Below are 22,705 nucleotides of genomic sequence, written 5' to 3' on the forward strand. Positions count from 1 at the left end.
AAGCCGGGATACGCCCTGGATAAGAATGGAAGCCGGCGATGAAGCGTCGAGCCCCGAAGAGCAGTGCTCCCCGCCGCCGGTGTCGCGGTATATATTCAGACCTCTCCGACCTGTCAACACCGAGTTTTAAAAACATCGGCGCTTTTCAGAAAAAGCCGTCGAAAGCCCGGATTTCCGCGGCTTTCACTCGGTCGCGTTGACAGGGGGCACCCCCGCTGGCACGACGCGTCACGAAGCAGTCACATTCGCAACCCTATCGGAAGGCTGTCACACATCGCGCACGCGAGCTATACAGAGACGCGCATGCGGCGCGCATGCGGGGAAAGGAAAACGACGGGGTGCACCCTTTCGTAAAACAGCGCCCGGTTCCGTCCGTCGATCTTGGTGACGAGGAGCCGCTCTATCATCTCTCGCTGAAGCGGCGGCCGGACCGGCGCCGGCTCAGCCTGCGCTGGCTGGGCGGATCTGTCGTCACGGCCGTGTTCTCGGTGATCCTGGTGGGCGGCGCGCTGCAGGCGGCGATCGGACTGAAGCCGGAAGGCATCATCCGTCCGGCGCTTGCCGCCATCGATCCGGGTCGGCTCATCGGCGGAACCGTCGGGCGCAAGAGCGACCGCATTCGCGTCGAGCCCGACGGCGAAGAGCTGAAGCGCGTCATCCAGGTCTCCACCGTCACCCGCGTCGACGACCGCGAACACATCAAGGTCCGCCCCTTCGTGCATGTCAGGCGCGCGCTCGCCGCCCCGGTTTCAGAAGACATCGTCGCCCGGGTGCCGAAGTTCAACGCGCTCGCTCTGTTTGCGGAGGGCAATTCGCCGGAGCCGGCCGAAACGGCCGCGGCCGAGACGATCTACGGCGCCGAGGTCGACGGCGAAGTCACCATCAAGAGCGAGCCCTTTCCCGTCAACGCCACGCGTTACGATGAGACGGCGGCGCTGAAGACGGCCGAAGTGGAGCGCATCATCCGTGAGAACGCCCCCTTCCTCGCCGAAGGCGCCGTGGAAGTCGCCTCGCTTCCCTATGTCGATCCCGGCCGCTTCGACGTGAGTTCGGCCGATCCCCTCTCCCTCAACAACCTCGCCGTCGCCATCGTGCCGGAAAACGTCTCTCTCATCGAGAAGAACGACGAGGCACCCGTCGACGAGGCGATCGAGGAAAAGATCGTCCAGGTCGCGACCGGCGACGCGCTCACCAAGCTCCTGGAGGCCGAAGGCGCCACCGAGGTGGAGGCGGCCGAGATCCAGTCGACGATGATCGCCAATTTCGCCTTCGATTTTCGTGCCGGCCAGAAGCTGCGCCTCGGTCTTGCCGAAGACGACGCGGGCCGCGTCCGTCCGGTGCGCGTCAGCCTTTATTCCAACGGCCAGCATCTGGCGACGGTGGCGCTCTCCGATGGCGGCGCCTATGTGGCGGCGGCCGAGCCGAACTTCAGTGAAGGCGATTTCGAGACTGCGAACGCCGCCGATACGCGCTCCCGCTCCTCTCTTCCGAGCGTCTACAGCGCGCTCTGGCGCTCCGCCCTCAGCCTCGACATGAAGCCCGAGCTTGCCGAAAAGCTCGTGCGCATCTTCTCCTTCGACACCGATCTGCAGAGCCGCACATCGAGGCGCGACGAATTCGAGGCCGTCTACACGGGCGATCCCGACGCGGAGGAGCTCATCTACGCCTCGCTCACCGTCAACGGCGCCAAGCATCGTTTTTATCGCTACCGCAACGAGGAAGACGGCTCGATCGGCTATTACGATCCCGACGGCAAGAGCGCCGACAAGTTCCTCCTGCGCAAGCCGGTGCCGAACGGCGTTTTCCGCTCGCCCTTCGGCATGCGCAAGCATCCGATCCTCGGCCGCTACAAGCTGCATTCCGGCGTCGACTGGGCGGCGCCGCGCGGCAGCCCGATCATCGCCGCCGGCGACGGCATCATCGAGCGCGCCAGCTGGTTCTCCACCTACGGCCGGCGCGTCGAGATCAAACACGCCAACGGCTATGTCTCCACCTACAACCACATGTCGGGCATCGCCAAAGGCATCAAGGTCGGCATGCGCGTCCATCAGGGACAGATCATCGGCTATATCGGCTCCACGGGTCTCTCGACCGGGCCGCATTGCCACTTCGAGGTCCTGGTCAACGGCCGCTTCGTCGATCCGATGAAGATCCGCGTCCCGCGCGGCCACACTCTGACCGGCGCCGAACTCGCCCGTTTCAACAAGGAGCGTCAGCGCATCGACGCCTTGCTCGCACGCGACAATTCCTCCCGCGTCGCGACCCTTACCGACTGAGCCCGCAGCCCGGGCGCCGCTCCAGAAGGTGCCCGATCTCTCGCGGCGAAACCCGCCTGAAAGGAGCCTGACGACATGCGACGCGGCATCTTGATTGGACTTTGGATCGCGGTTGCCGCCGCCCTCGTCGGCGTCACGGCCCTCTGGGTCCTGTCGCGCAACCAGGGGGGCATCGCCGGCGGCGATCGGCTCGGCGCCGATTTCACCCTCGTCGATGAAAAAGGCGCGCCGGTCACTGAAGAGATTTTTGAGGGCCACCCCTCCGCCGTCTTCTTCGGCTTCACCCATTGTCCCGATGTCTGCCCGACGACGCTCGCCGACATGGCGAGCTGGCGCGAAGCGCTCGGCGACAAGGCGGACGATCTCGCCCTCGTCTTCGTCACCGTCGATCCGGAGCGCGACACGCCCGAAGTGATGGCCGATTACGTCTCAGCTTTCGATGCCGGGATCCGCGGCATCACCGGCGAGCCTGACAAGGTGCGGGCCATGCTCGACGATTATCATGTCTTCTATCGCAAGGTGGAGACGGAGGGCGGCGACTACACCATGGACCACACCGCCTCGGTCTTCCTGCTCGACCGGGACGGCCGCCTCGCCGGCACCATCAATTTCAACGAGGACCGCGACGCAGCGCTCGCCAAGCTCAACCGACTGCTTGACGGCGCTGCTTGAACGCCTGCCTGACGGCCCCCGCTTGACCCATGCTTGACGGCCGCGCTTGACGGTGGAGCGGGCGCCGGCGCAACATCTCCTCCATGAAGCTTCCCTTCGACGGCTCGCTCGCCTTCACCGCCGCCTCGGCCCTGCTCGCGCTCGCCGCGATCGTTTCCGTCTTTCTCGGCTGGCAGCTGAAATCGGATGCGATCTTCATGTCGGTGCTGGTCTCGGGCCTGCCCGGCTGTTTCGGCATCTGAGACGCCTGTCCCGTCCGCGTTTCATCACCACGGCGGGAACGTTTCGGCGGTCTTCTTCATTGCTTCGCTCGCGGGAGCGTTGTCGGCATCCCGCCTTGTCTTAAGGTCACGATGACGTTTTCCATCCCGCCGCAGGTCGCGCCGATCCTGCTTCTGTCGGCATCCAATCTCTTCATGACGGTCGCCTGGTACGGGCATCTGCGCTTCACCGACCGGCCGCTGCCGCTCGTCATCCTGGTTTCCTGGATGATCGCGCTGTTGGAATATTGCTTCGCCGTGCCGGCGAACCGCATCGGCTACCGCGCCTATAGTGCGGCGGAGCTGAAGACGATTCAGGAGGTCATCACCCTCGTCGTCTTCGTCGGCTTCTCCGCCATCTATTTGAAAGAGCCGATCACGCTCAACCAGCTCGTCGGCTTCGCCTTCATCGGGCTCGGCGCGTTTTTCATCTTCCGCGCGCCGATTTAGGCCTCATCCGGGCGATGCGGCGTCAGCTTCGCCCGGCCATTTTCGAGGCCATCACCGAGATCGTCTTCACGTAGACGTCGGCTTTGTTCCACTGGTGCAGCACGTTGTAATTGGTCGTACCCGGCTCCCAGCCCTGCCCGGCTTTCCAGCCATAGGCCCGGAGATAATTGCCTGTGGAGGCGAGCACATCCGGCACCGAATTGATGAGGTCGCGCCGCCCGTTGCCGTCGCCGTCGACGGCGAAGCGCAGATAGGAAGAGGCGAGGAACTGCGTCTGGCCGAGTTCGCCGGCCCAGGCGCCGCGCATCTGCGAGGGAGCGATGTCGCCGCGCTGAACGATTTTGAGGGCCGCCAGAAGCTCGCCGGTGAAGAAGGCGGAGCGCCGGCAATCATAGGCGAGCGTGGCAAGCGACGGGAACGTCGCCATCGATCCGGAATTGCGGCCATAGCCGGTCTCCAGCCCCCAGATCGAGACGATCACCTCCGGCGGCACGCCGGTGCGCTTTTCGATCGACGACAGGAGCGACGAATACTGGCCGATGAGCTTCCGCCCCTTGCGGATCATCGCGTCGTTCACCCGCTTGCGGTAAAACTCGTCGAAGGAGAGCTTGAAGGAATGCTGGCCGCGATCGAGGCGAATGACCTTCGACTGATAGGAGACGCCCGAAAGCGCCCGATCGATCACCCGCTGTGAGATGCCGGCCCGTGCCGCCTCCTGCTTGAAATCCTGCAGCCAGGCCGGAAAGCCCGCCGGCCCGTTCCCGCAGGATGCGGCCTGCGTCGTGGCGGAAAAACCTGCCGCCGCGCAGGCGAAAACCGCCGCGGCAACAACGCGTCTCATTGAAAGCATGAATATGCCCCTGCCCTGTCATCCAAACGCTGCGAGGTTAGCGCAGCCGGGAAGGACAAAGTCTTAAGGGCCAGGGGAGTTCCCGGCAGAGGCGCGCCCCGCCGATCGAGCGCGGTCGCGCGCGAGGGGCCGGAGGAAATGCGGGCGCGCATAAAAACGCCCTCCCCGGTGTGCGGGACGGGCGTTCGTGTCTTTTATGGAAAGGGACGGCGCCTCGCCGGAGCGGGGCGCCTTCACCAAACGGGCTCAGGCGGCGATCGATTCGCCTTCCGTGCCGGTCTTCGAGCCGACGACATGGAAGAGGAGCCGGTCGGAACCCGCCGTCACCTTGACCGCAGCGCCGTCGCGGATTTCGCCGGCGAGGATTTTTTCCGCCAGCGGGTCCTGCACCTGCTTCTGGATCACCCGCTTCAACGGCCGCGCCCCATAGGCGGGGTCGTAGCCCTTCTCGGCGAGCCACGCCGTGGCGCTGTCGTCGAGCGAGAGCTCGATCTTGCGGTCCTCCAGGAGCGTCTCGAGCCGCTTCAGCTGAATTTCCACGATCGCCGCCATCTGCTGGCGCTTCAGCCTGTGGAACAGGATCACCTCGTCGACACGGTTGAGGAATTCCGGCCGGAAGTTCGCCCGCACCACCTGCATCACCTCTTCACGCACCGCGTCGACGTCTTCCGTCTCCTTGAGGTTGGAGAGGAACTCCGCGCCCAGATTGGAGGTCATGATGATGAGCGTGTTGCGGAAGTCGACGGTGCGGCCCTGGCCGTCTGTCAGCCTGCCGTCGTCGAGCACCTGCAGAAGCACGTTGAAGACGTCGGGATGTGCCTTTTCGATCTCGTCGAAAAGCACGACCTGATAGGGCCGCCGCCGGATCGCTTCGGTCAGAACGCCGCCTTCCTCGTAGCCGACATATCCCGGAGGCGCACCGATCAGCCGCGCCACGGAATGCTTCTCCATGAACTCCGACATGTCGATGCGCACCATGGCGCTCTCGTCGTCGAACAGGAAGTCGGCGAGCGTCTTCGTGAGCTCCGTCTTGCCGACGCCCGTCGGGCCCAGGAACATGAACGAGCCGATCGGCCGGTGCGGATCCTGCAGCCCGGCGCGCGCACGCCTGACTGCGGTCGAAACCGCATGCACAGCCTCGGCCTGGCCGATGACCCGCCGCGACAGCTCGTCCTCCATTCTGAGGAGCTTGTCGCGTTCGCCTTCGAGCATCTTGTCGACCGGAACGCCGGTCCAGCGCGACACGACATGGGCGATATGGTCGGGCGTCACCGCCTCTTCGACCAGTCCGCCGCCGCCCTCACCGCTGGAGGCCTGCGCCTCGCGCTTTTCCGCTTCCTTCAGCTTCTTCTCGAGTTGCGGGATGACGCCATAGGCAAGCTCGCCCGCTTTGGCGAGATCGCCGCGGCGCTGCGCCTGTTCGAGATCGAAGCGCGCCTGGTCGAGCTCCTCCTTGAGCTTGGAGGCACCGGCGAGCTTTTCCTTCTCCGCCTGCCAGCGCTGGGTGAGCGCGGCCGATTCCTCTTCGAGGTCGGCAAGCTCCTTCTCCAGCTTTTCGAGCCGCTCATGCGAGGCCGCATCCGTCTCCTTCTTCAAGGCTTCCCGCTCGATCTTGAGCTGGATGATGCGCCGGTCGAGCTCGTCGAGCGCTTCCGGCTTGGAATCGACCTGCATGCGGAGCCTGGAGGCGGCCTCGTCCATCAGATCGATCGCCTTGTCCGGCAGAAACCGGTCGGTGATGTAGCGGTTGGAAAGCGTCGCCGCGGAAACGAGCGCCGAATCCGTGATGCGAACCCCGTGATGCACCTCGTACTTCTCTTTGAGGCCACGCAGGATCGAGATCGTGTCGGCGACGTTCGGCTCGTTGACGAAGACCGGCTGGAAGCGCCGCGCCAGGGCCGCATCCTTCTCGACATATTTGCGGTATTCGTCGAGCGTCGTCGCACCCACGCAGTGCAGCTCGCCGCGCGCCAGGGCCGGCTTCAAAAGGTTCGAGGCATCCATGGCGCCTTCCGCCTTGCCCGCGCCCACCAGCGTGTGCAGCTCGTCGACGAAGAGGATGATGCCGCCGGCCGCCGCCTCGATTTCCGAGAGAACCGCCTTCAGCCGCTCTTCGAACTCGCCGCGATATTTCGCGCCGGCGATGAGCGCACCCATGTCGAGGGCGAGAAGCTTCTTCTCCTTCAGGCTCTCGGGCACGTCGCCATTGGCGATGCGCAGCGCCAGACCCTCCGCGATCGCGGTCTTGCCGACGCCCGGCTCGCCGATCAAAACCGGGTTGTTCTTCGTGCGCCGCGACAGCACCTGGATGGCACGACGGATCTCCTCGTCGCGGCCGATCACCGGGTCGAGCTTGCCCGCCCGCGCCTCTTCGGTGAGGTCGCGCGCATATTTCTTCAAAGCGTCATAGCCCTGCTCGGCGGAAGCCGAATCGGCCGTGCGCCCCTTGCGGATGTCGTTGATCGCGTCGTTGAGCCCGTTTGCCGTCACACCGGCCTTGGAGAGAATGCCGGAGGTCGCCGCGCCCTTTTCAATGGCGAGAGCGAGAAGCAGCCGTTCGACGGTGACGAAGCTGTCGCCCGCCTTCTGCGCCACATCCTCGGCGGTCTGCAGAACCTTGGCGAGCGGCTGCGCCAGATAGAGCTGGCCGTTGCCGCCGGACACTTTCGGCAGCTTGGCGAGCGCCGCATCGTTGGCGAGCTGCGCCTCCTTCGGACGGCCGCCGGCGCGCGAAATGAGGCCCGCCGCCATGCCTTCCGGATCGTCGAGGAGAACTTTCAGAAGATGTTCGGGAAGGAACTGCTGATGCCCCTGTCCCAGCGCGTAAGTCTGCGCAGACTGGATGAAGCCGCGCGCGCGTTCTGTGTATTTTTCAAAATTCATCGTTTGACCCCTTCCGGCGCCGGGACCCGTAGCATCCCGCACCTGACATGAGATTGAGGCCTTCTTCGGAAGCGCCCCGTACCGGATGCTCATATGGGTGTGGCTGATTTGCCACGCAATGGTCGCGGCGCCGATTTTCGAGCCTCGGCAACCGCTCTTTTGAGAGGGACCGAAACGCCCGCGGTTATGCAGCCGGCGCCTCCTGGACACGCACGTCTCCGTCCTTCGGTGCACACCGTCGGTTGACTTTGCCACCACCGCAGCGGAAGCCAAATCCCATGATCAAGGTCACCGCGCTTTACCGCTATCCCGTCAAAGGGCTGTCCCCGGAACGCCTCTCGGACGTGACGCTCGAAAAGGGCGCCACCATGTCCTTCGACCGCGCCTTTGCGATCGAGAACGGCCCCTCGGGCTTCGATCCGGAAAACCCTCAGCATCTGCCGAAGATCCGCTTTTTGATGCTGATGAAGAACGAGCGGCTCGCCACCTTCGAAAGCCGCTTCGACGAGGCGACGCAAGAGCTCTCGATCACGCCGAAGGATGGCGGCTCGGCCGGTTTTTCAGGCTCGCTGGCCACGCCGGAAGGCCGTGCGGCGCTCGAAGCCTGGGTGGCGGAAGAGTTCGCCGCGGAGCTGCGCGGTCCGCCGCGGCTTCTGCGCGTGCCCGGTCATTCCTTTTCCGACGTGCGCACGAAATCGCTGCATCTCGTCAATCTCGCAAGCCTGCGCGCATTCGAAGAAAAGCTCGGCCGCAGCCTCGATCCCCTGCGTTTCCGGCCCAACATCGTCATCGACGGGGCGCCGCCCTTTGCCGAATTCGACTGGATCGGCAAGACGCTGGACCTGCCGGAGATCACTCTCTCGGGTCGAAAGCGCACGCAGCGCTGCGCCGCCACCAATGTCGATCCAAAGACGGGCGCGCGCGACGCGGCCCTCCCGCGAGCCCTCTTGGAGCTCTACGGCCATTCCGATTTCGGCATCTATCTCACGGCCGCAACCGCCGGCTCGCTACGCGAGGGCGACGCGTTTTCGCCTCCGGCCTGACGGCCTGAGACGGCAGGGTGAGGCAGGCGCCGAACCCATGAATTGCGCAGGGCGGCAAGGCCATCCGCCCATTCCCCCGACCCGATAGCGGACACGAAAAAGGCGCGGGCCGGGACCCGCGCCTGATATCGCTGTTTCGATGAGCCGAAACTTATTCCGGAAAGGCTGCCAGAGCCGCGGCACCGTCGCGCGTCGGCTCGCCTTTTTCGTCGCTCTTGCCGTCGGCCTTCATCTCGGCCTTGGCTTCGCCGTTGCCATTGCTGCTTTCGCCGTCGGCAGCAGCCGCCTTCTTGGTGCGGCGGCGCGGCTTCGGAGCCGGCGCAGCTTCGCCCGTCCCCTCATCCGTTCCGCTGTCGGCCGCTTCGGCATTTTCCGCCTTGGCGGTTTTGCGGGCCCTCGGCGTCCGGGCAGGCTTGGGCTTCTCGGCGGCGGGCTCATCCGTGCTGGAATCGTCCGAATTGCCGGTCTCGGCGCTCTCGGCGACCGCGGCCGGACGACGGCGGGTGCGACGCGGACGGCGCTCGCTGCGCTCCTCGCCATCACCCTCGTTGTCGTCGTCGTTGTCGCTCGATGCGGTCTGTTCGTCGCGATTGCGGCCGTCGCGATTTCCCCGCCGTCCATCATCGCGGCGTCCATCATCACGACGGTTATCGTCACGGCGGTTATCGTCCCGATTTCCCGAGCCGCGCGTCTCGCGCTCGTCGGAATCGCGGTCGTCCTGGCGCGAATCGTTGCGCGAGGGTTGGCGATGGCCGTTCATCGGACGGTAGTCGTCGCTATCGTCGTCGTCGTCCTGATCCTGATTGTTGACGTTTTGCTGCTGCGGCATGTTCGCCTGCGCAGCCATCAGGATGCGGTTGTAGTGTTCTGCGTGCTGAAAATAGTTCTCGGCCGAGACATTGTCCCCCGAAGAAAGCGCATCGCGTGCCAGCAAGGCGTATTTGTCGGCGATGTGCTGAGCCGTTCCACGAACTTTGACGTCCGGCCCATTCGATTCATAGCTTCTCGAAAGAGGATTAGGCCCCTTGCGGTTGCGTCCCCGCGACCGCCTGTTCTGATTATGCCTCATCAACCGTTCTCGCTGGTTTAGAGCTTTTTGATCCGTGCCCCTACTCGCCACGGCTTGACCGAAGCTGAGTTTTCCAATCGCACGATTCCCAATTCAGCCGGAGCTGCCCGTGTCGTTCATGACCATCGGTGGCGAAGACGTGCAAACGATCCGCGCTGGGGGCGATAACTTCGCCTGTCTCAAGGACATTTGTGTGGCGTTGTGCCCCGGATCGCCTCTTGACCGTAGCGAGATTGACTTGGATTTCCAAGTTATTTTTTCGCATTGCGGCAGGCGAAAGCAGCGTCTGCAACACTGTCATCACAAGCTTTCCTGGCGCTGACCACACGCACGATTCCGGCAAGATCGACTGTCTCGGAACATGCAGAAAGTCCGTTTTCCTTGAGAAGAGCCGTGACACTCTCCGCCTGGCCCGCGCCGATCTCAAGGATAAGTGCACCGCCCGGTTTCAAAAATTCGGGAGCGACCTCTGCGATCGCACGGTAGGCGGCCAGCCCGTCTTCGCCGCCATCGAGCGCCATCTTCGGATCGAAGCGTTCGACCTCCGGCATCAACGTCGCGACGACGTCGCTCTCTATATAGGGTGGATTGGAAACGATAAAAGTCAGGCTTTGCGGCGCGACCACCTCTCCGAGATCGCGAAAGTCGCCGTGAAACGGCAAAAATCGCTCGTCCACCCCGTGCCTTGCGGCATTCTGCCGGGCCACATCGAGCGCTGCGGCGCTGAGATCGACCGCGACACATCGCGCTTCGCGAAGCTCCCGCAAGAGCGCCACCGCGATGGCCCCGCTTCCCGTGCCGAGATCGGCGAAGAGGAGCGGCTCGCCACGCCCCTCGGACCCAAGGAAGGCGAGTGCGGTTTCGACGGCATGCTCCGTCTCCGGCCGCGGCGTCAAAACGTCCGGCCCGACCAGAAAGGAAAGCCCCCAGAATTCCGCTTCTCCGAGGATGCGGACGACGGGCTCGCGCGCCACGCGGCGGGCGATGAAGGCGGAAAACCGCGCCTCCTCCTCGTCTGTCACCGGCGCATCGCCGGCCGAGATCAGCTGTTCGGCGGAAATCCCACAGGCGGCAGCAAGAAGCAGCCGCGCGTCGCGCCCCGGATCGGCGATGCCGGCCGCCTTCAGGGTTGCGCGCGCTTGCTTCAAAAGCGCGTCGCGGCTTGGCGCCCCGCGACCGGCCGGACTTCTCGCTATTTCCCCGCCCTCACGCCGGCTCGGCTTCGATCGCGGCAAGCCGGTTCGCCTGGTCGTCGGCAACGAGCCCGTCGACCAGTTCGTCGAGCGCTTCGCCGGCCAGAATCTTGTCGAGCTTGTAGAGCGTCAGGTTGATGCGGTGGTCGGTCACCCGCCCCTGCGGGAAATTGTATGTGCGAATGCGCTCCGAGCGGTCCCCGGTACCGACCTGGCTCTTGCGGGCCGAGGCGCGTTCGCTGTCGGCCTTCTCGCGCTCCATGTCATAAAGCCGCGCTTTCAGAACCTGCATGGCGCGCGCCCGGTTCTGGTGCTGCGACTTCTCCGACGAGGTGACGACGATGCCGGTCGGAAGATGCGTGATGCGCACCGCCGAATCGGTCGTGTTGACGTGCTGCCCGCCGGCGCCCGAAGCACGCATCGTGTCGATGCGAAGATCTTCCTGGCGGATCTCGATATCGACGTCCTCCGCCTCCGGCAGGACGGCGACCGTCGCCGCCGAGGTATGGATGCGGCCGCCGCCTTCCGTCTCCGGCACGCGCTGCACCCGGTGCACGCCCGATTCGAATTTGAGCCGCGCATAGACGCTCCGCCCGGAGATGGAGGCGATCACTTCCTTGTAGCCGCCGACTTCGCCCTCCGAGACGGAGAGGATTTCGACCTTCCATTTCTTGAGGTCGGCATAGCGGCAATACATGCGGAAAAGGTCGCCGGCAAAAAGCGCCGCCTCGTCGCCGCCGGTGCCGGCTCTGACTTCCAGGATGGCGCTTTTGGAATCCGCCTCGTCGCGCGGCAGAAGCAGAACCCGAATCTCGTCGGCGAGCACGGCGATGCGCTTGCGCAGCGCATAGGCCTCTTCCTCGGCGAGTTCGCGCATCTCCGCATCGCTGTCGCGGTCGGCGGTCAGCGCCTCGGCGTCTTCGAGCTCCTGCTGGGCCGCAAGCAGCTCCTCGCCCTTGCCGGCCACCTCCTCGATCTCGGCAAGCTCGCGCGACAGGCGGATGAAGACCTCCGTCTCCGGCGCCTTGGTGAGTTCCGTGGTGATGGCGTTGCGGCGGGCAATCAGCCCGTCCAGTCGTTCTTTCGGTATCATCCGCTCTCTATAGCGAGAATTCGCTCACACGGGGATGCGTTCGATATTCGCCCAGGCCCGCAATTCGGTGCGGAGTTCTGAGCCGCTCACATCTCCGTCCAGCATGGCATTGAGCCGTTCGGCAAGGGGTTCGAGCCGCAATTCCAGGATCATCGCCTTGATCGGCCCGATCGAAGACGGCGCCATCGACAAGGACCGGTAGCCGAGTGCCAGAAGCGCCATGGCTTCGAGCGGCCGCCCGGCGATTTCGCCGCACACGGAAACCGGCTTGCCCATATCGTGGGCCCGGTGCGCGATCTTGCGCAAGGGGCGCAGAAACGCCGGCGACAAGGCATCGAAACGGCCGGCAAGCCGCGTCGAGCCGCGGTCGGACGCCATCAAAAACTGAAACAGATCGTTGGAGCCGACCGACAGGAAATCGACCTTCGCCAGAAGCTCGTCGAGCTGCCAGAGAAGCGACGGGACCTCCAGCATCGCGCCGAGCTCCACCTTGTCGGCGGTCGGATGGTCGTGGCGCCGCAAATGCGCCTCTTCGCTCCGAACGATCTGCGCGGCGCGTTCAAATTCCGACACCTCCGTCACCATCGGGAACATGAGGCGCAAAGTGCGTCCCGCCGCCGCCTTCAGCAAAGCACGGATCTGCGTCTTCAACAGCGCCGGCCGGTCGAGGCCGAGCCGGATTGCGCGCCAGCCGAGCGCCGGATTTTCTTCCGGATGCGTGCGGATATAGGGCAGCACCTTGTCGCCGCCGACATCGAGCGAGCGGAAGGTCACGGGCTTGTCGCCGGCCCCTTCCATGACGTCGCGATAAAACGCCTCCTGCTCGCCGAGCCGCGGAAACGACGAGGCGATCATGAACTGCAATTCGGTGCGGAAGAGCCCGATGCCCGACGCCCCCGATTCCATGAGATGCGGCAGATCCATCATCAGGCCGGCATTGATCATCAAGGAAACATCGACGCCGTCCTTGGTCGAGGCCGGCGTGTCGCGCAGACGGCGGAACTGCTCCTGCCGCCGTGCCCGGAAGCGCACTTTGTCGACATAGGCGAGCTCGATATCACCCGGCGGGCGCAGATGCACCTCGCCCGTCTCCCCGTCGACGATGACGGGATCGCCCGATTCGGCGAGCGCCACGACGTTTTCCACCTGGCCGACGGTGGCGATGCCGAGGGCCCGCGCCACGATCGCCACATGGTTCGTCGGCGCCCCGTCTTCGAGCACCACGCCGCGCAGCTTGTCGCGGTCGTAATCGAGAAGTTCGGCCGCCCCCATATTGCGCGCGACGACCACCGCATCGGACGGCATCTGTGCGCTGCCCGGGCCGTGCGGGCGGCCCATCAGCGTGCGCAACAGCCGGTTGCCGAGATCGTCGAGGTCATGCAGCCGGTCGCGCAGATAAGGATCGGCGCTGCGTGCGAGCCGAGCCCGCATATCGCTCTGCACCTTCTCCACCGCCGCTTCGGCGGTCAGGCCCGCCGCCACCGCCTCGCGCAGCCGCCGCACCCAGCCCTGATCCTGCGCGAACATCCGGTAGGCTTCGAGAATGTCGCGATGCTCACCCTGTCCGGCCTCCACGCCGCGCGCCAGAAGATCGTCGACGGAAAGTCTCAGGCTCCGCATCGCCTCGTCGAGGCGCACGAGCTCCTGATCGACGTCTTCGGCGATCAGCTGCGTCACCACCACGCGCGGTTCGTGCAGAAGCACTTTTCCGAGCCCGATTCCTTCCGAAAACGCCGCACCTTCCAGACGAAAAGGGCGGTTGAGATCGAGGTCGGCGCCGGGCGTGGCGAGGTCTTCGATTTCGCCGGCGGCAAACATTTCGGCGAGCACCATGGCTGTCGTCTGCAGGGCTTCCACCTCCTCCTCGGTGTAGGAGCGGTGGGCGCGGTTCTGGACGACGAGTACGCCGAGAGTGCGGCCGGCACGCAGCACCGGCACGCCGAGGAAGGAATTGTAGATCTCCTCCCCGGTCTCCGGCAGATAGGCGAAGGCCGGATGCTTCTGCGCATCGGGGAGATTGAGCGGTCGCGCCTCCGCCGCGATCAGGCCGACGAGGCCGCGGCCGACGCGCAAGGTGGCGCGGTGAACGGCCGAGGCCTTCAGACCTTCGGTGGCGAAGAGTTCGAGCGCCCCGTCGGCGCGCAGGATGTAGACGGAACAGACCTCCGTCACCATGTTGGCGGCGATCAGCCTGACGATCTTATCCAGACGATCTTGTGCGCCGATCGGCTCCGCCATGACTTCGCGGAGCCGCCTGAGCAGCACTCTCGGTCCGGCAAGCGTCTCTCGCATTGCGGGCAGACCCCCTCATCCCGTCGGCGTGCACAGTCTCTCCCGGCCGCCCCGTCCCCCGTGGGCGCCGTATTCGACGTTAGCCCGTCACGTCTTGTCCAGTTCGTATATTGAATGGAGGGTGCGTACGGCAAGTTCGGTATAGGCGGCGTCGATCAGGATGGAGATCTTGATCTCCGAGGTGGTGATCAATTGGATGTTGATGCCGCGCGCCGCGAGCGCCTTGAACGCTTCCGCCGCAACTCCCGCATGGCTGCGCATGCCGATGCCGATGACGGAGACTTTCGCAACGTCGCTCGAGCCCGAGACCATCTCCATCGCCACGCCCGGCCGCATCCCCTCGATGAGGGCGAGCGCACGGTCGAAATCGGTCGTGGTGACGGTGAAGGTGATGTCGGTGGTGCGCCCGTCCTCGGAAATGTTCTGCACGATCATGTCGACATTGATCGCCTGGTCGGCGAGCGCGCCAAAAATGGTCGCGGCGACGCCGGGTCGATCCTCGACGCGTCGGAGCGTGACCTTCGCCTCGTCCCTGGAATAGGCGATGCCGGTGACAAGCTGCTTTTCCACGATTTCGTCCTCGTCACAAATGAGCGTGCCGATGGGCAGATTGCCCTCGCCGACCTGCGGCGCTTCCGGGTCGTCGAAGGAGGAGCGCACGAAGGTTCTGACCCCGTGCACCATGGCGAGTTCGACGGATCTGACCTGCAGCACCTTGGCGCCGAGAGACGCCATTTCGAGCATTTCCTCAAACGCGATCTTCGGCAGGCGCCGGGCGCCCGATACGATTCTCGGATCCGTCGTATAGACGCCGTCGACGTCCGTATAGATGTCGCAGCGCTCCGCCCCGAGGGCCGCCGCGAGCGCCACCGCGCTCGTATCCGAGCCGCCGCGGCCGAGCGTGGCAATGCGGTTGTCGGGCGCGACGCCCTGGAAGCCCGCAACGACCGCCACCTGCTGGCGGCTCATGCGCTCGAGAAGCGTGCGGGAATCGATGTCGGCGATGCGCGCCACGCCGTGGGCGGCATCGGTGCGAAGCGGGATCTGCCAGCCGAGCCAGGAGCGCGCATCGACGCCGATCGATTGCAAGACGATGGCGAGAAGCCCGGCCGTCACCTGCTCGCCCGAGGCGACGACGGCATCGTATTCGCGCGCGTCGTGCATGAGCGACGCTTCACGGCACAATTTGACGAGCTTGTTCGTCTCGCCGGCCATCGCGGAAACGACGACGGCGACTTCGTGGCCGGCATCGACTTCACGTTTCACATGGCGCGCAACACGGCGGATGCGGTCGAGATCGGCGACAGAAGTGCCGCCGAATTTCATCACGAGGCGGGACATTTTCGGCTCGGCTAGGCCTGATGGAATTTGTGGGTACGACCCGCCAACAAAAATGGCGCAAGGCCGCGGCCGGGCACCCCGGCGCGCCCGCTTTTAGCCGGGAATGCGCCCGGGGGCAATCGGCGCGGCGGCGAGGCTTTCACCTTTGGCGGAACCAGGGTGCTCGTCGCCAAACACAATCTAGGGGCGGCACAAAAGAGAAGCCGGATATAAATTGCACCTACAGATTGATTGTCATGGACCAGCGGTAGTCTCCGCTCAAACGGGAGACCGCTCATGAAAAAGCGCACGCTCAGCATCGGCACGTTTAATCTCTACAATCTCAACGAGCCTGGCTTGCCGATCTATTCCGACCGAGACGGCTGGTCGCGCGAGGCCTACCGCCGCAAAATCGCGTGGACCCAGCATGTCATAGGCCTGCTTCGGCCCGACATCCTGGGATTCCAGGAGCTGTGGCACCGCGACTCCCTCAAGACCGCTCTTCAAGCTTCCGGCCTCGCGGACGATTACGACATGCTCGTGCCGGACGACGCCGATGGCCAAAAGATCGTCTGCGCCGCCATCGTCCGCCGCGGTCTTCTCGAAGGCGATCCCGATTGGATCGTGGCGTTTCCGGAGAGGTTTCTGTTGAGAAGCACGGGCGACGATCCCCAGACGCCGGAAATCAGTGTCGCCATTGAGAGTTTTTCACGCCCGGTGCTGCACTTCCGCATCCGCCCGCGTGAGGACGAGCCGGCCGTGCAAGTCTATGTCTGCCACCTGAAATCGAAATCGCCAGCAAAGGTCTACCGCGAGGCCTGGTTTCACGAAGACGAGGACATCTACAAAAAACACCAGAACAATCTCGGCGCGGCCCTTTCCACGATCCGCCGCACCGCCGAGGCCGCAGCGCTCCGCTTCCTCCTGTCGGAAGAGATGAAAGGAACCCGGACCCCCGTCATCGTCCTTGGTGACATCAATGACGGGCAGCACTCCAACACCGCCAACATCCTGACAGAGCAACCGCGTTATCTCGTCGGCGATTCGAAGGGCGGTGGAGATGTCAGCCTCTACACGGCCCAAACTTTGCAGGAATACCGCAGCACCCGCGATGTCTATTACACGCACATCTACAAGGAATTCCGGGAATCCCTCGACCACATTCTGGTCAGCGAAGAGTTCTACGACAACAGCCGCCGCCGATTGTGGATGTTTGACGGCATGACGGTCGCCAACGACCACCTCGATTACGACGACCACAAAGAGAGCGGCACCAGCGACCACGGGGTCATCTGCGCCACCTTCAAGCACCGTCCGATCAAGGTCGAGGCGCGTGAGATCGCCGAAGGCGGCACATGATAAAAAGCGCCTTTCCCGCGCACCTGGAAAGCAGGTCGCAGCCGGGAAGGCTTGACTTCCGACCCGTTCGCCACCTCTTCTCCGCACGCGCCCAAGCGGAGGACATCATGCAGGCCGGCTCATCCACCATCGATCCCAAGGAAGTCGCCAAATTCGAGCAGAGCGCTCAGGATTGGTGGGGCGGCATCAAGAACAGCCCGCTGCATAAGCTCAATCCGGTGCGGCTCGATTATATCGTGCGCCATGTCTGCGAGCAGTTCGACCGCGACCCGCGTGCCCCAAAACCGTTTTCGGGGCTCGACATCGTCGATGTCGGTTGCGGCGGCGGGCTTCTCGCCGAGCCGATGGCGCGTCTCGGCGCCAAGGTGACGGGTATCGATCCCTCCCCCGCCAACATCGAAGTCTCGACCGGCCACGCCGCCGAAAGCGGCCTCGTCATCGATTACCGCTGTGCGGCGGCGGAGGATCTCGCGTCCGAACGCGCTCTCTTCGATGTCGTCCTGTCGATGGAGGTGGTGGAGCACGTCACTGATGTGGAAGCCTATATCGCGGCCGCCGCAGCGCTCGTGAAGCCGGGCGGCCTCATGTTCCTCGCCACCTTGAACCGCACCATGAAATCCTTCGCGCTTGCCATCGTGGGCGTCGAATATGTGCTCGGCTGGCTGCCCCGCGGCACGCATGAGCACCATCGTTTCGTCAAGCCGCGCGAATTGGCCGACGCCTTGATGGCGGGAGGTCTCACGATCAAGGACGAGACCGGCGTCGTCTACAACCCGCTGACGGACAGAATGCGCCTGTCACGGGACATGGATGTGAACTATATGATGCTGGCAGAGCGGCCGGCACGCTGAGCGTCGACAGCCCGCACGTTTGAGCCTTTTCTTTTCGAACCTGCCAGTCACGTGATCACCAGCGCCGAGATCTGGTCGTTTCTGACCGTCGTCATGATCGACGTCGTGCTTGCCGGCGACAATGCCGTCGTCGTCGGTATGGCGGCGGCGTCCCTGCCTGCGAAGCAGCGCACGAAAGTCATTGCGATCGGCATCGCCGCGGCGACCGTCATGCGCATCGCCTTTGCGCTCGTGGCCGTCGAACTTTTGGAGATCATCGGCCTGTTGCTGGCCGGCGGCATCCTGCTTCTGTGGGTGTCGTGGAAGCTGTGGCGGGAACTCGAGGCCGACCGCAAGGCCAGCCACGAGAGCGGGCCGCACGCGGCTACGATCGACAAGCCACAACCCAAATCCATGGCTCAGGCGGTCTTTCAGATCATATTGGCGGACCTGTCGATGTCGCTCGACAACGTGCTCGCCGTCGCCGGTGCCGCGCACCAGCACCCCTGGGTGCTCGCCTCGGGCCTCGTCCTGTCGGTCGCGCTGATGGGCATTGCGGCAAGCCTCATCGCCGACCTCCTGCACAAGCAGCGCTGGATCGCTTACGTCGGTCTTCTGATCATCGTCTATGTGGCCGGCCACATGATCTGGGAAGGCGTCGAAGAGATCGCCACGGTCGTCGCTTAAGAGCCCGACCCGGCGACCTGGCCGCTCACGCGGCCGCGCTCTTCAACACGGCGACGAAATGGATGGAGGCGGCCGCCACCACGAAGGCGTGCCAGATGGCGTTCTGGAAGAGAAGCCGCTCCCAGACGTGAAAGATGACGCCCGCCGAATAGACGATCCCGCCGCCGATCACGAGCCAGACGACGGACGACGACAGCGCCTCCGTCAGCGGTCCGTAGGCAACGATGCCCGACCAGCCGAGGCCGAGATAGGCGACGAGCGCGACGCGGTCGAAACGGTGCGGCACGAAAAGCTTTCCGAACACGCCCGCCGCCGCCACGCTCCACACGAAGGCGAGAAGCCACCAGGTTTCGCTCACCGCCATGAAGGGCGTGTAGGTGCCGGCGATCAAAAGGAAGATCGCCGAATGGTCGAGCCGCCTCAAGACGGCCTTCACGCTTCCCGCCGGCCACAGATTGTAGGCGGCCGAAATCCCGAGCGAGAGAACGAGCGTCCCGAGATAGACGCCCACCGCCGCCATTTCCCCGGCGGGCACGCGCCCGCTCAAGGCAAGCGGCACGGCGATCGCGGCCGCGATCGCAAGCGACAGGCCGAGCCCGTGCACGACCCCGTCGGCCCACAATTCCGCCGGCGAATACCGTACCCCTGGTGCTCTGCGCATCTTGTCTCCTGTTCGCTCATCTTTGGCTTTCGAAAAAACTTAGCGGGCACGACTGCGGCAGCAAGGCGGCTGCCGAACACGCTTGCGTCAGCGACTGTTGCGCGCCCGCCACAGACTGGAACGGTTGCGCGCAACGTGCCGGAACCGCTTCTTCAGCCTTCAGGTTGTAGCGCCATCAATCTGAACGGAGACGATCAATGCGATTTGCAAAAAACGCGACGCTCGCAGCCGCCGCTCTTGCGGCGCTCTCGACCACCGCCCTCGCCCAGAGCGCGGCAACCGCCACCACCGACCTCAACATCCGCTCAGGCCCGGGACCGGAATATCCCATCGTCGGCTACATTCCAGGCGAGGACGAGGTCACCGTGAACGGCTGCCTCCAGGGCAGCAAATGGTGCACCGTCACCCATGAAGGCACTCAAGGCTGGGCTTATTCCGATTATCTGACGGCACCGATCAGCGGCTCGCCCGTCGTCATGACCGACCATTACGCCGATGCCGGCGTTCCCGTCACCACCTACGAGCCCTCGGGCGCCGAAACCGGTGGCACGGCAGGCGGTGCGACCGGCATGGTCGGCGGCGCAGTCGCCGGCGCCTTGATCGGCGGTCCGGTGGGTGCGGCGGCCGGCGCCGCGATCGGCGGTGCCGCCGGGACGGTCGGCGGCTCTGCGGCCGGCGCCCTCATCGATCCGCCCGAGACCGTCACCACCTATGTGCAGACGAACCCGGTTCAGCCCGTCTATCTCGACGGTGAAGTGGTGGTCGGCGCCGGCGTGCCCGAAACCGTCACGCTGACGCCGATCCCGGATTACGACTACGAATACGCCTATGTGAACGGCCAGCCCGTCCTCGTCGAACCGGGCAGCCACCGCATCGTCTACGTCGTCCGCTGATCCCGCATGAGAAGGCCCGGCCTCCAGGGCTTCTCAACCCCACAGCAGGCCTCCCCCGGCCCGCAAAGACTCAGCCCAGAGACCCGCCCGCGTGGCGGGTCTTTTCTGTGTTGTTTCGGCAGGCAGGCTCGAGGTCGCAAAGACCGCGGGCAACGATCTTTGCCTAAGACGCCCGCTTCATCGCCTCGTCGGCGCAATGCAGGCCTTCCACCTCGATCGTCGCATGATCGATGTCGAAGCGCTCGGCGATGCGCGCCTTGATCGCCCGCACGGTGATATCGGTCGCCACCCCGTCGGCCAGCCGCGCATGCAGTGTCACCATCGGCCGCTCCTCGCTGATCGCCCAGGCATGCACGTGATGCACGTTGAGGACGCCTTCGACCGATTGCGGCAGATCACGCTCGATCTCCCGGACATCGACGCCCGCCGGCGCGCCTTCAAGCAGGATATGCCCCGACTGGCTCGTCACATACCAGGCGCTGCGCAGGATCAGGAGGCAGACGAGAAGCGACAAAATCGGGTCGATCGGCATCCATCCCGTCGTCAGGATGACGAGTGCGGCGATGATCGCCGCGACGGAGCCGAGGAGATCCCCGAGCACATGCAGGATGGCGCCGCGCATGTTGAGGTTCTGCTCCTCGGAGCTGTGCAGCACGAAGAAGACGGCGATGTTGATGATGAGGCCGAGGACGGCGATCACCAGCATCGGCGTGCCCATCACCTCGACCGGCGCATTGAAGCGCCGCACCGCCTCCACGATGATCCACACACAGATGGCGAGAAGCGCGATGCCGTTGACGAAGGCGATCAGAACCTGAAAGCGATCGAAGCCATAAGTGCGCTTCCAATCCGCCGGGCGCCGCGCGATGCGAAAGGCGAACCAGGCGAGCGACAAAGACGCGAAATCGGTGAGCATGTGGCCGGCATCGGCGAGAAGGGCGAGCGAGCCTGAGAGAAAACCGCCGATCGCTTCAGCGAGCATGAACGAGCCGGTGAGCGCGGCGGCGATCGCCATGCGCTTTTCGTTGCCGCCCGCCCCGTGCGCATGCGCATGGCCGTGAGCATGGGAATGCCCGTGCGCGTTATCATGCCCATGATGATGATCGTGATGTCCGCCGATGGGAGCCTCCCGTGCCAATCCCCGCCGGTTTAGAAAACTCGACGGAAAAGGTCTAGATTGCTTTCACGCGGGACGGGCGCGGCCTAATTGAAATCTTCCGGCAGGACCGGCAGCGGCTGAAACTCGATGCCCTCGTCCTTGAGCTCTTTGATCTCTTCGCGGCTCGCCTCGCCATAGATGCCGCGCGGATCGCTTTCCTTGTAATGGATACGCCGCGCCTCTTCGGCGAAGCGGTTGCCGACGTAATCGGCATGCGCCTGAACATATTTGCGCACCTCGCGCATCGCCTCCAGAAGCGGCGCCGGCACGGTGGTCGCCACCTGCTGCCCCTTGCCGCCGCCGGCCGCGGCAGGCGCATCCGCCGCACCCTGCTCGGACGCAACGGCGTGGACCGGCTCGCGCTCGCGCCCGCCCGCGATCGCCGGCGCCATCAAGGCGCGTTCGACGGACGCCGAGCCGCAATGCGGACAGGAGAGAAGCCCGGCCCCCTGCTGCTCTTCGAAGGCCTTCGAACTTGCAAACCAGGCGTCGAAGCCGTGGCCCTCGTCACAACGCAAATCGTAATGGATCATGATGCCGACCTCATCGGCGGCGCGACGGATGGCGCAAGGGATGGCCCGACTGAGGGCTGCGTGAAATTACGCTCGTTGGCGAGCGAGGGAATGCGGCCTCTGGCCTCTGCCGATTGCGCCGTATCGATGTCGGCGAGGATCACCTCTTCGCCCTCGCCGCCCGCCTCAGACAGAACCTCGCCCCAGGGCGAGACGATGATGGAATGCCCAAAGGTTTCCCGGCCATCGCGATGGGTCCCCGCCTGGGCGGCGGAGATCATGAAGGCGCCGTTCTCGATCGCCCGCGCACGTTGCAGAACGTGCCAATGCGCCTCGCCGGTTTTGCGGGTGAAGGCGGCCGGCGCCGTCAACGCATCCGCCCCCGCCTTAGCGAGCGCCCGGTAAAGCTGCGGAAAGCGCACGTCGTAGCAGATCGAGACGCCGAGCGTGGCGAAGGCGAGCGGCACGAGCACCGCCTCGCCGCCCGCCGTATAGGTCGCCGATTCCCGCCAGCTCTCGCCGCCCGGCAGATCGACATCGAAGAGATGGATCTTGTCGTAGCGTGCGAGGATGGCGCCGTCCGCCCCCACCACGAAGCCGCGGTTGGCGATCTTCCCATCCTGACTTTTCAGGGCGAGCGAGCCGACATGAAAGACGATGCCGAGCTCAGAGGCGAGCGCCCGGCAGGCGGCAAGCGTCGGATCGTCCGCTTCCGTCGTGATCGCCGCAAACAGCTTCTCGCGGTCGCGCTCGATGATGTTGCTCATCTCCGGCGTCTGCACGTAATCCGCCCCCGCCTCGGCGGCGCGCCGCGCCAGCCGCTCGATCGTGGCGATGTTCTCGGAAACGACATTCGTCGCATTGAGCTGCAGACAGGCGGCCTTGAAACTCACGACCCGGCCTCCTCGCCCGCAAGCATGGGCTCCAGCCGCCCCTGCCGGTCGAGCGCGTAAAGATCGTCGCAGCCGCCGACATGCCGGCTGCCGATGAAGATCTGCGGAAACGTCTGGCGTTTCGAGCGCGCCATCATCTCGGCCCGCTTGTCGGGCTCGAAGGTGGCGTCGATCTCTTCGTAATCCGCGCCCTTCTCCTCAAGCAGGCGGATCGCCGAGCTGCAGAAGCCGCAAAACTGCCGGGTATAAATGGTGACTTTGGCCATGAATGCTCCAAGCGTTGCCCCAGATATAGCCTCACGGAAAACTT

At 64.7% G+C, this 22,705-nt stretch carries 21 protein-coding genes; 9 read left to right on the plus strand and 12 right to left on the minus strand.

The window, feature by feature from the left end; translation table 11 throughout:
* Positions 1 to 338: 338 nt before the first annotated feature.
* The 4 genes from NYQ83_RS13065 to NYQ83_RS13080 all read left to right on the plus strand — a co-directional run bounded on the left by NYQ83_RS13065 (position 339) and on the right by NYQ83_RS13080 (position 3,658).
* Complete coding sequence (locus NYQ83_RS13065) at positions 339 to 2,276, plus strand: M23 family metallopeptidase (RefSeq protein WP_261215214.1); 1,938 nt, start codon at positions 339 to 341, stop codon at positions 2,274 to 2,276.
* 75 nt (positions 2,277 to 2,351) lie between these two features.
* Positions 2,352 to 2,948, plus strand: coding sequence for an SCO family protein (locus NYQ83_RS13070; RefSeq protein WP_261215216.1), 597 nt, complete (start codon positions 2,352 to 2,354; stop codon positions 2,946 to 2,948).
* A gap of 83 nt (positions 2,949 to 3,031) precedes the next feature.
* Positions 3,032 to 3,190: a hypothetical protein gene (locus NYQ83_RS13075; RefSeq protein ID WP_164879548.1), complete on the plus strand. Its 159-nt coding sequence runs from the start codon at positions 3,032 to 3,034 to the stop codon at positions 3,188 to 3,190.
* A gap of 111 nt (positions 3,191 to 3,301) precedes the next feature.
* On the plus strand, positions 3,302 to 3,658 hold the full coding sequence (locus NYQ83_RS13080) for a DMT family protein (RefSeq protein WP_261215219.1): 357 nt from the start codon (positions 3,302 to 3,304) through the stop codon (positions 3,656 to 3,658).
* Between the two features lie 22 nt (positions 3,659 to 3,680).
* On the opposite strand, the gene NYQ83_RS13085 is transcribed toward NYQ83_RS13080, so the two are convergent.
* Complete coding sequence (locus NYQ83_RS13085; protein WP_314733307.1) at positions 3,681 to 4,508, minus strand: lytic murein transglycosylase; 828 nt, start codon at positions 4,506 to 4,508, stop codon at positions 3,681 to 3,683.
* Positions 4,509 to 4,754: 246 nt separating this feature from the next.
* On the minus strand, positions 4,755 to 7,391 hold the full coding sequence (gene clpB / locus NYQ83_RS13090) for an ATP-dependent chaperone ClpB (RefSeq protein ID WP_261215220.1): 2,637 nt from the start codon (positions 7,389 to 7,391) through the stop codon (positions 4,755 to 4,757).
* A gap of 278 nt (positions 7,392 to 7,669) precedes the next feature.
* Between clpB and NYQ83_RS13095 the strand changes: the two genes are divergently transcribed.
* A complete protein-coding gene (locus tag NYQ83_RS13095; RefSeq protein ID WP_261215222.1) occupies positions 7,670 to 8,434 on the plus strand; it encodes an MOSC domain-containing protein in 765 nt (254 codons plus the stop codon).
* A gap of 151 nt (positions 8,435 to 8,585) precedes the next feature.
* Here the strand turns inward: NYQ83_RS13095 and NYQ83_RS13100 are convergent, their stop codons facing one another.
* From NYQ83_RS13100 to NYQ83_RS13120, 5 genes are all read right to left on the minus strand, one after another.
* Positions 8,586 to 9,503, minus strand: a complete 918-nt coding sequence (locus NYQ83_RS13100; protein ID WP_261215223.1) for a DUF4167 domain-containing protein — start codon at positions 9,501 to 9,503, stop codon at positions 8,586 to 8,588.
* A gap of 251 nt (positions 9,504 to 9,754) precedes the next feature.
* Positions 9,755 to 10,651, minus strand: coding sequence for a peptide chain release factor N(5)-glutamine methyltransferase (gene prmC / locus NYQ83_RS13105; RefSeq protein ID WP_261215224.1), 897 nt, complete (start codon positions 10,649 to 10,651; stop codon positions 9,755 to 9,757).
* Between the two features lie 58 nt (positions 10,652 to 10,709).
* Positions 10,710 to 11,789, minus strand: a complete 1,080-nt coding sequence (gene prfA / locus NYQ83_RS13110; protein ID WP_128290923.1) for a peptide chain release factor 1 — start codon at positions 11,787 to 11,789, stop codon at positions 10,710 to 10,712.
* Between the two features lie 24 nt (positions 11,790 to 11,813).
* A complete protein-coding gene (ptsP, locus tag NYQ83_RS13115) occupies positions 11,814 to 14,081 on the minus strand; it encodes a phosphoenolpyruvate--protein phosphotransferase (RefSeq protein ID WP_261215225.1) in 2,268 nt (755 codons plus the stop codon).
* A gap of 87 nt (positions 14,082 to 14,168) precedes the next feature.
* Positions 14,169 to 15,422, minus strand: a complete 1,254-nt coding sequence (locus tag NYQ83_RS13120; RefSeq protein WP_261215226.1) for an aspartate kinase — start codon at positions 15,420 to 15,422, stop codon at positions 14,169 to 14,171.
* Between the two features lie 276 nt (positions 15,423 to 15,698).
* Between NYQ83_RS13120 and NYQ83_RS13125 the strand changes: the two genes are divergently transcribed.
* The 3 genes from NYQ83_RS13125 to NYQ83_RS13135 all read left to right on the plus strand — a co-directional run bounded on the left by NYQ83_RS13125 (position 15,699) and on the right by NYQ83_RS13135 (position 18,277).
* A complete protein-coding gene (locus NYQ83_RS13125) occupies positions 15,699 to 16,760 on the plus strand; it encodes an endonuclease/exonuclease/phosphatase family protein (RefSeq protein ID WP_261215227.1) in 1,062 nt (353 codons plus the stop codon).
* Between the two features lie 104 nt (positions 16,761 to 16,864).
* Complete coding sequence (ubiG, locus tag NYQ83_RS13130; RefSeq protein WP_261216163.1) at positions 16,865 to 17,611, plus strand: bifunctional 2-polyprenyl-6-hydroxyphenol methylase/3-demethylubiquinol 3-O-methyltransferase UbiG; 747 nt, start codon at positions 16,865 to 16,867, stop codon at positions 17,609 to 17,611.
* Positions 17,612 to 17,704: 93 nt separating this feature from the next.
* Positions 17,705 to 18,277 (plus strand): YjbE family putative metal transport protein, encoded by a 573-nt coding sequence (locus NYQ83_RS13135; RefSeq protein WP_409977021.1) that lies wholly within the window; start codon positions 17,705 to 17,707, stop codon positions 18,275 to 18,277.
* Between the two features lie 25 nt (positions 18,278 to 18,302).
* Here the strand turns inward: NYQ83_RS13135 and trhA are convergent, their stop codons facing one another.
* Positions 18,303 to 18,938 carry a PAQR family membrane homeostasis protein TrhA gene (trhA, locus tag NYQ83_RS13140; protein ID WP_261215229.1) on the minus strand — a complete coding sequence of 212 codons (636 nt, stop codon included), beginning with the start codon at positions 18,936 to 18,938 and terminating at the stop codon, positions 18,303 to 18,305.
* A gap of 197 nt (positions 18,939 to 19,135) precedes the next feature.
* Here trhA and NYQ83_RS13145 point away from each other — a divergent pair, with 197 nt between their 5' ends.
* Positions 19,136 to 19,831, plus strand: coding sequence for a DUF1236 domain-containing protein (locus NYQ83_RS13145; RefSeq protein WP_261215230.1), 696 nt, complete (start codon positions 19,136 to 19,138; stop codon positions 19,829 to 19,831).
* Positions 19,832 to 19,994: 163 nt separating this feature from the next.
* On the opposite strand, the gene NYQ83_RS13150 is transcribed toward NYQ83_RS13145, so the two are convergent.
* The 4 genes from NYQ83_RS13150 to grxC all read right to left on the minus strand — a co-directional run bounded on the left by NYQ83_RS13150 (position 19,995) and on the right by grxC (position 22,661).
* Complete coding sequence (locus tag NYQ83_RS13150; RefSeq protein WP_261215231.1) at positions 19,995 to 20,846, minus strand: cation diffusion facilitator family transporter; 852 nt, start codon at positions 20,844 to 20,846, stop codon at positions 19,995 to 19,997.
* A 188-nt stretch (positions 20,847 to 21,034) separates the two neighbouring features.
* Positions 21,035 to 21,523, minus strand: coding sequence for a DUF1178 family protein (locus tag NYQ83_RS13155; protein WP_261215232.1), 489 nt, complete (start codon positions 21,521 to 21,523; stop codon positions 21,035 to 21,037).
* On the minus strand, positions 21,520 to 22,395 hold the full coding sequence (locus tag NYQ83_RS13160) for a carbon-nitrogen hydrolase family protein (RefSeq protein ID WP_409977001.1): 876 nt from the start codon (positions 22,393 to 22,395) through the stop codon (positions 21,520 to 21,522). The genes NYQ83_RS13155 and NYQ83_RS13160 overlap by 4 nt, the downstream gene beginning before the upstream one ends.
* The gene (gene grxC / locus NYQ83_RS13165) at positions 22,392 to 22,661 is read right to left on the minus strand and encodes a glutaredoxin 3 (protein ID WP_128290915.1); all 270 of its coding nucleotides are present in this window, start codon (positions 22,659 to 22,661) and stop codon (positions 22,392 to 22,394) included. Before grxC ends, NYQ83_RS13160 begins: the two co-directional genes overlap by 4 nt.
* Positions 22,662 to 22,705 lie beyond the last annotated feature (44 nt).

The organism is Afifella sp. JA880, from assembly GCF_025379905.1.
GTDB classification, from domain to species: Bacteria; Pseudomonadota; Alphaproteobacteria; order Rhizobiales; family Afifellaceae; genus Afifella; species Afifella aestuarii.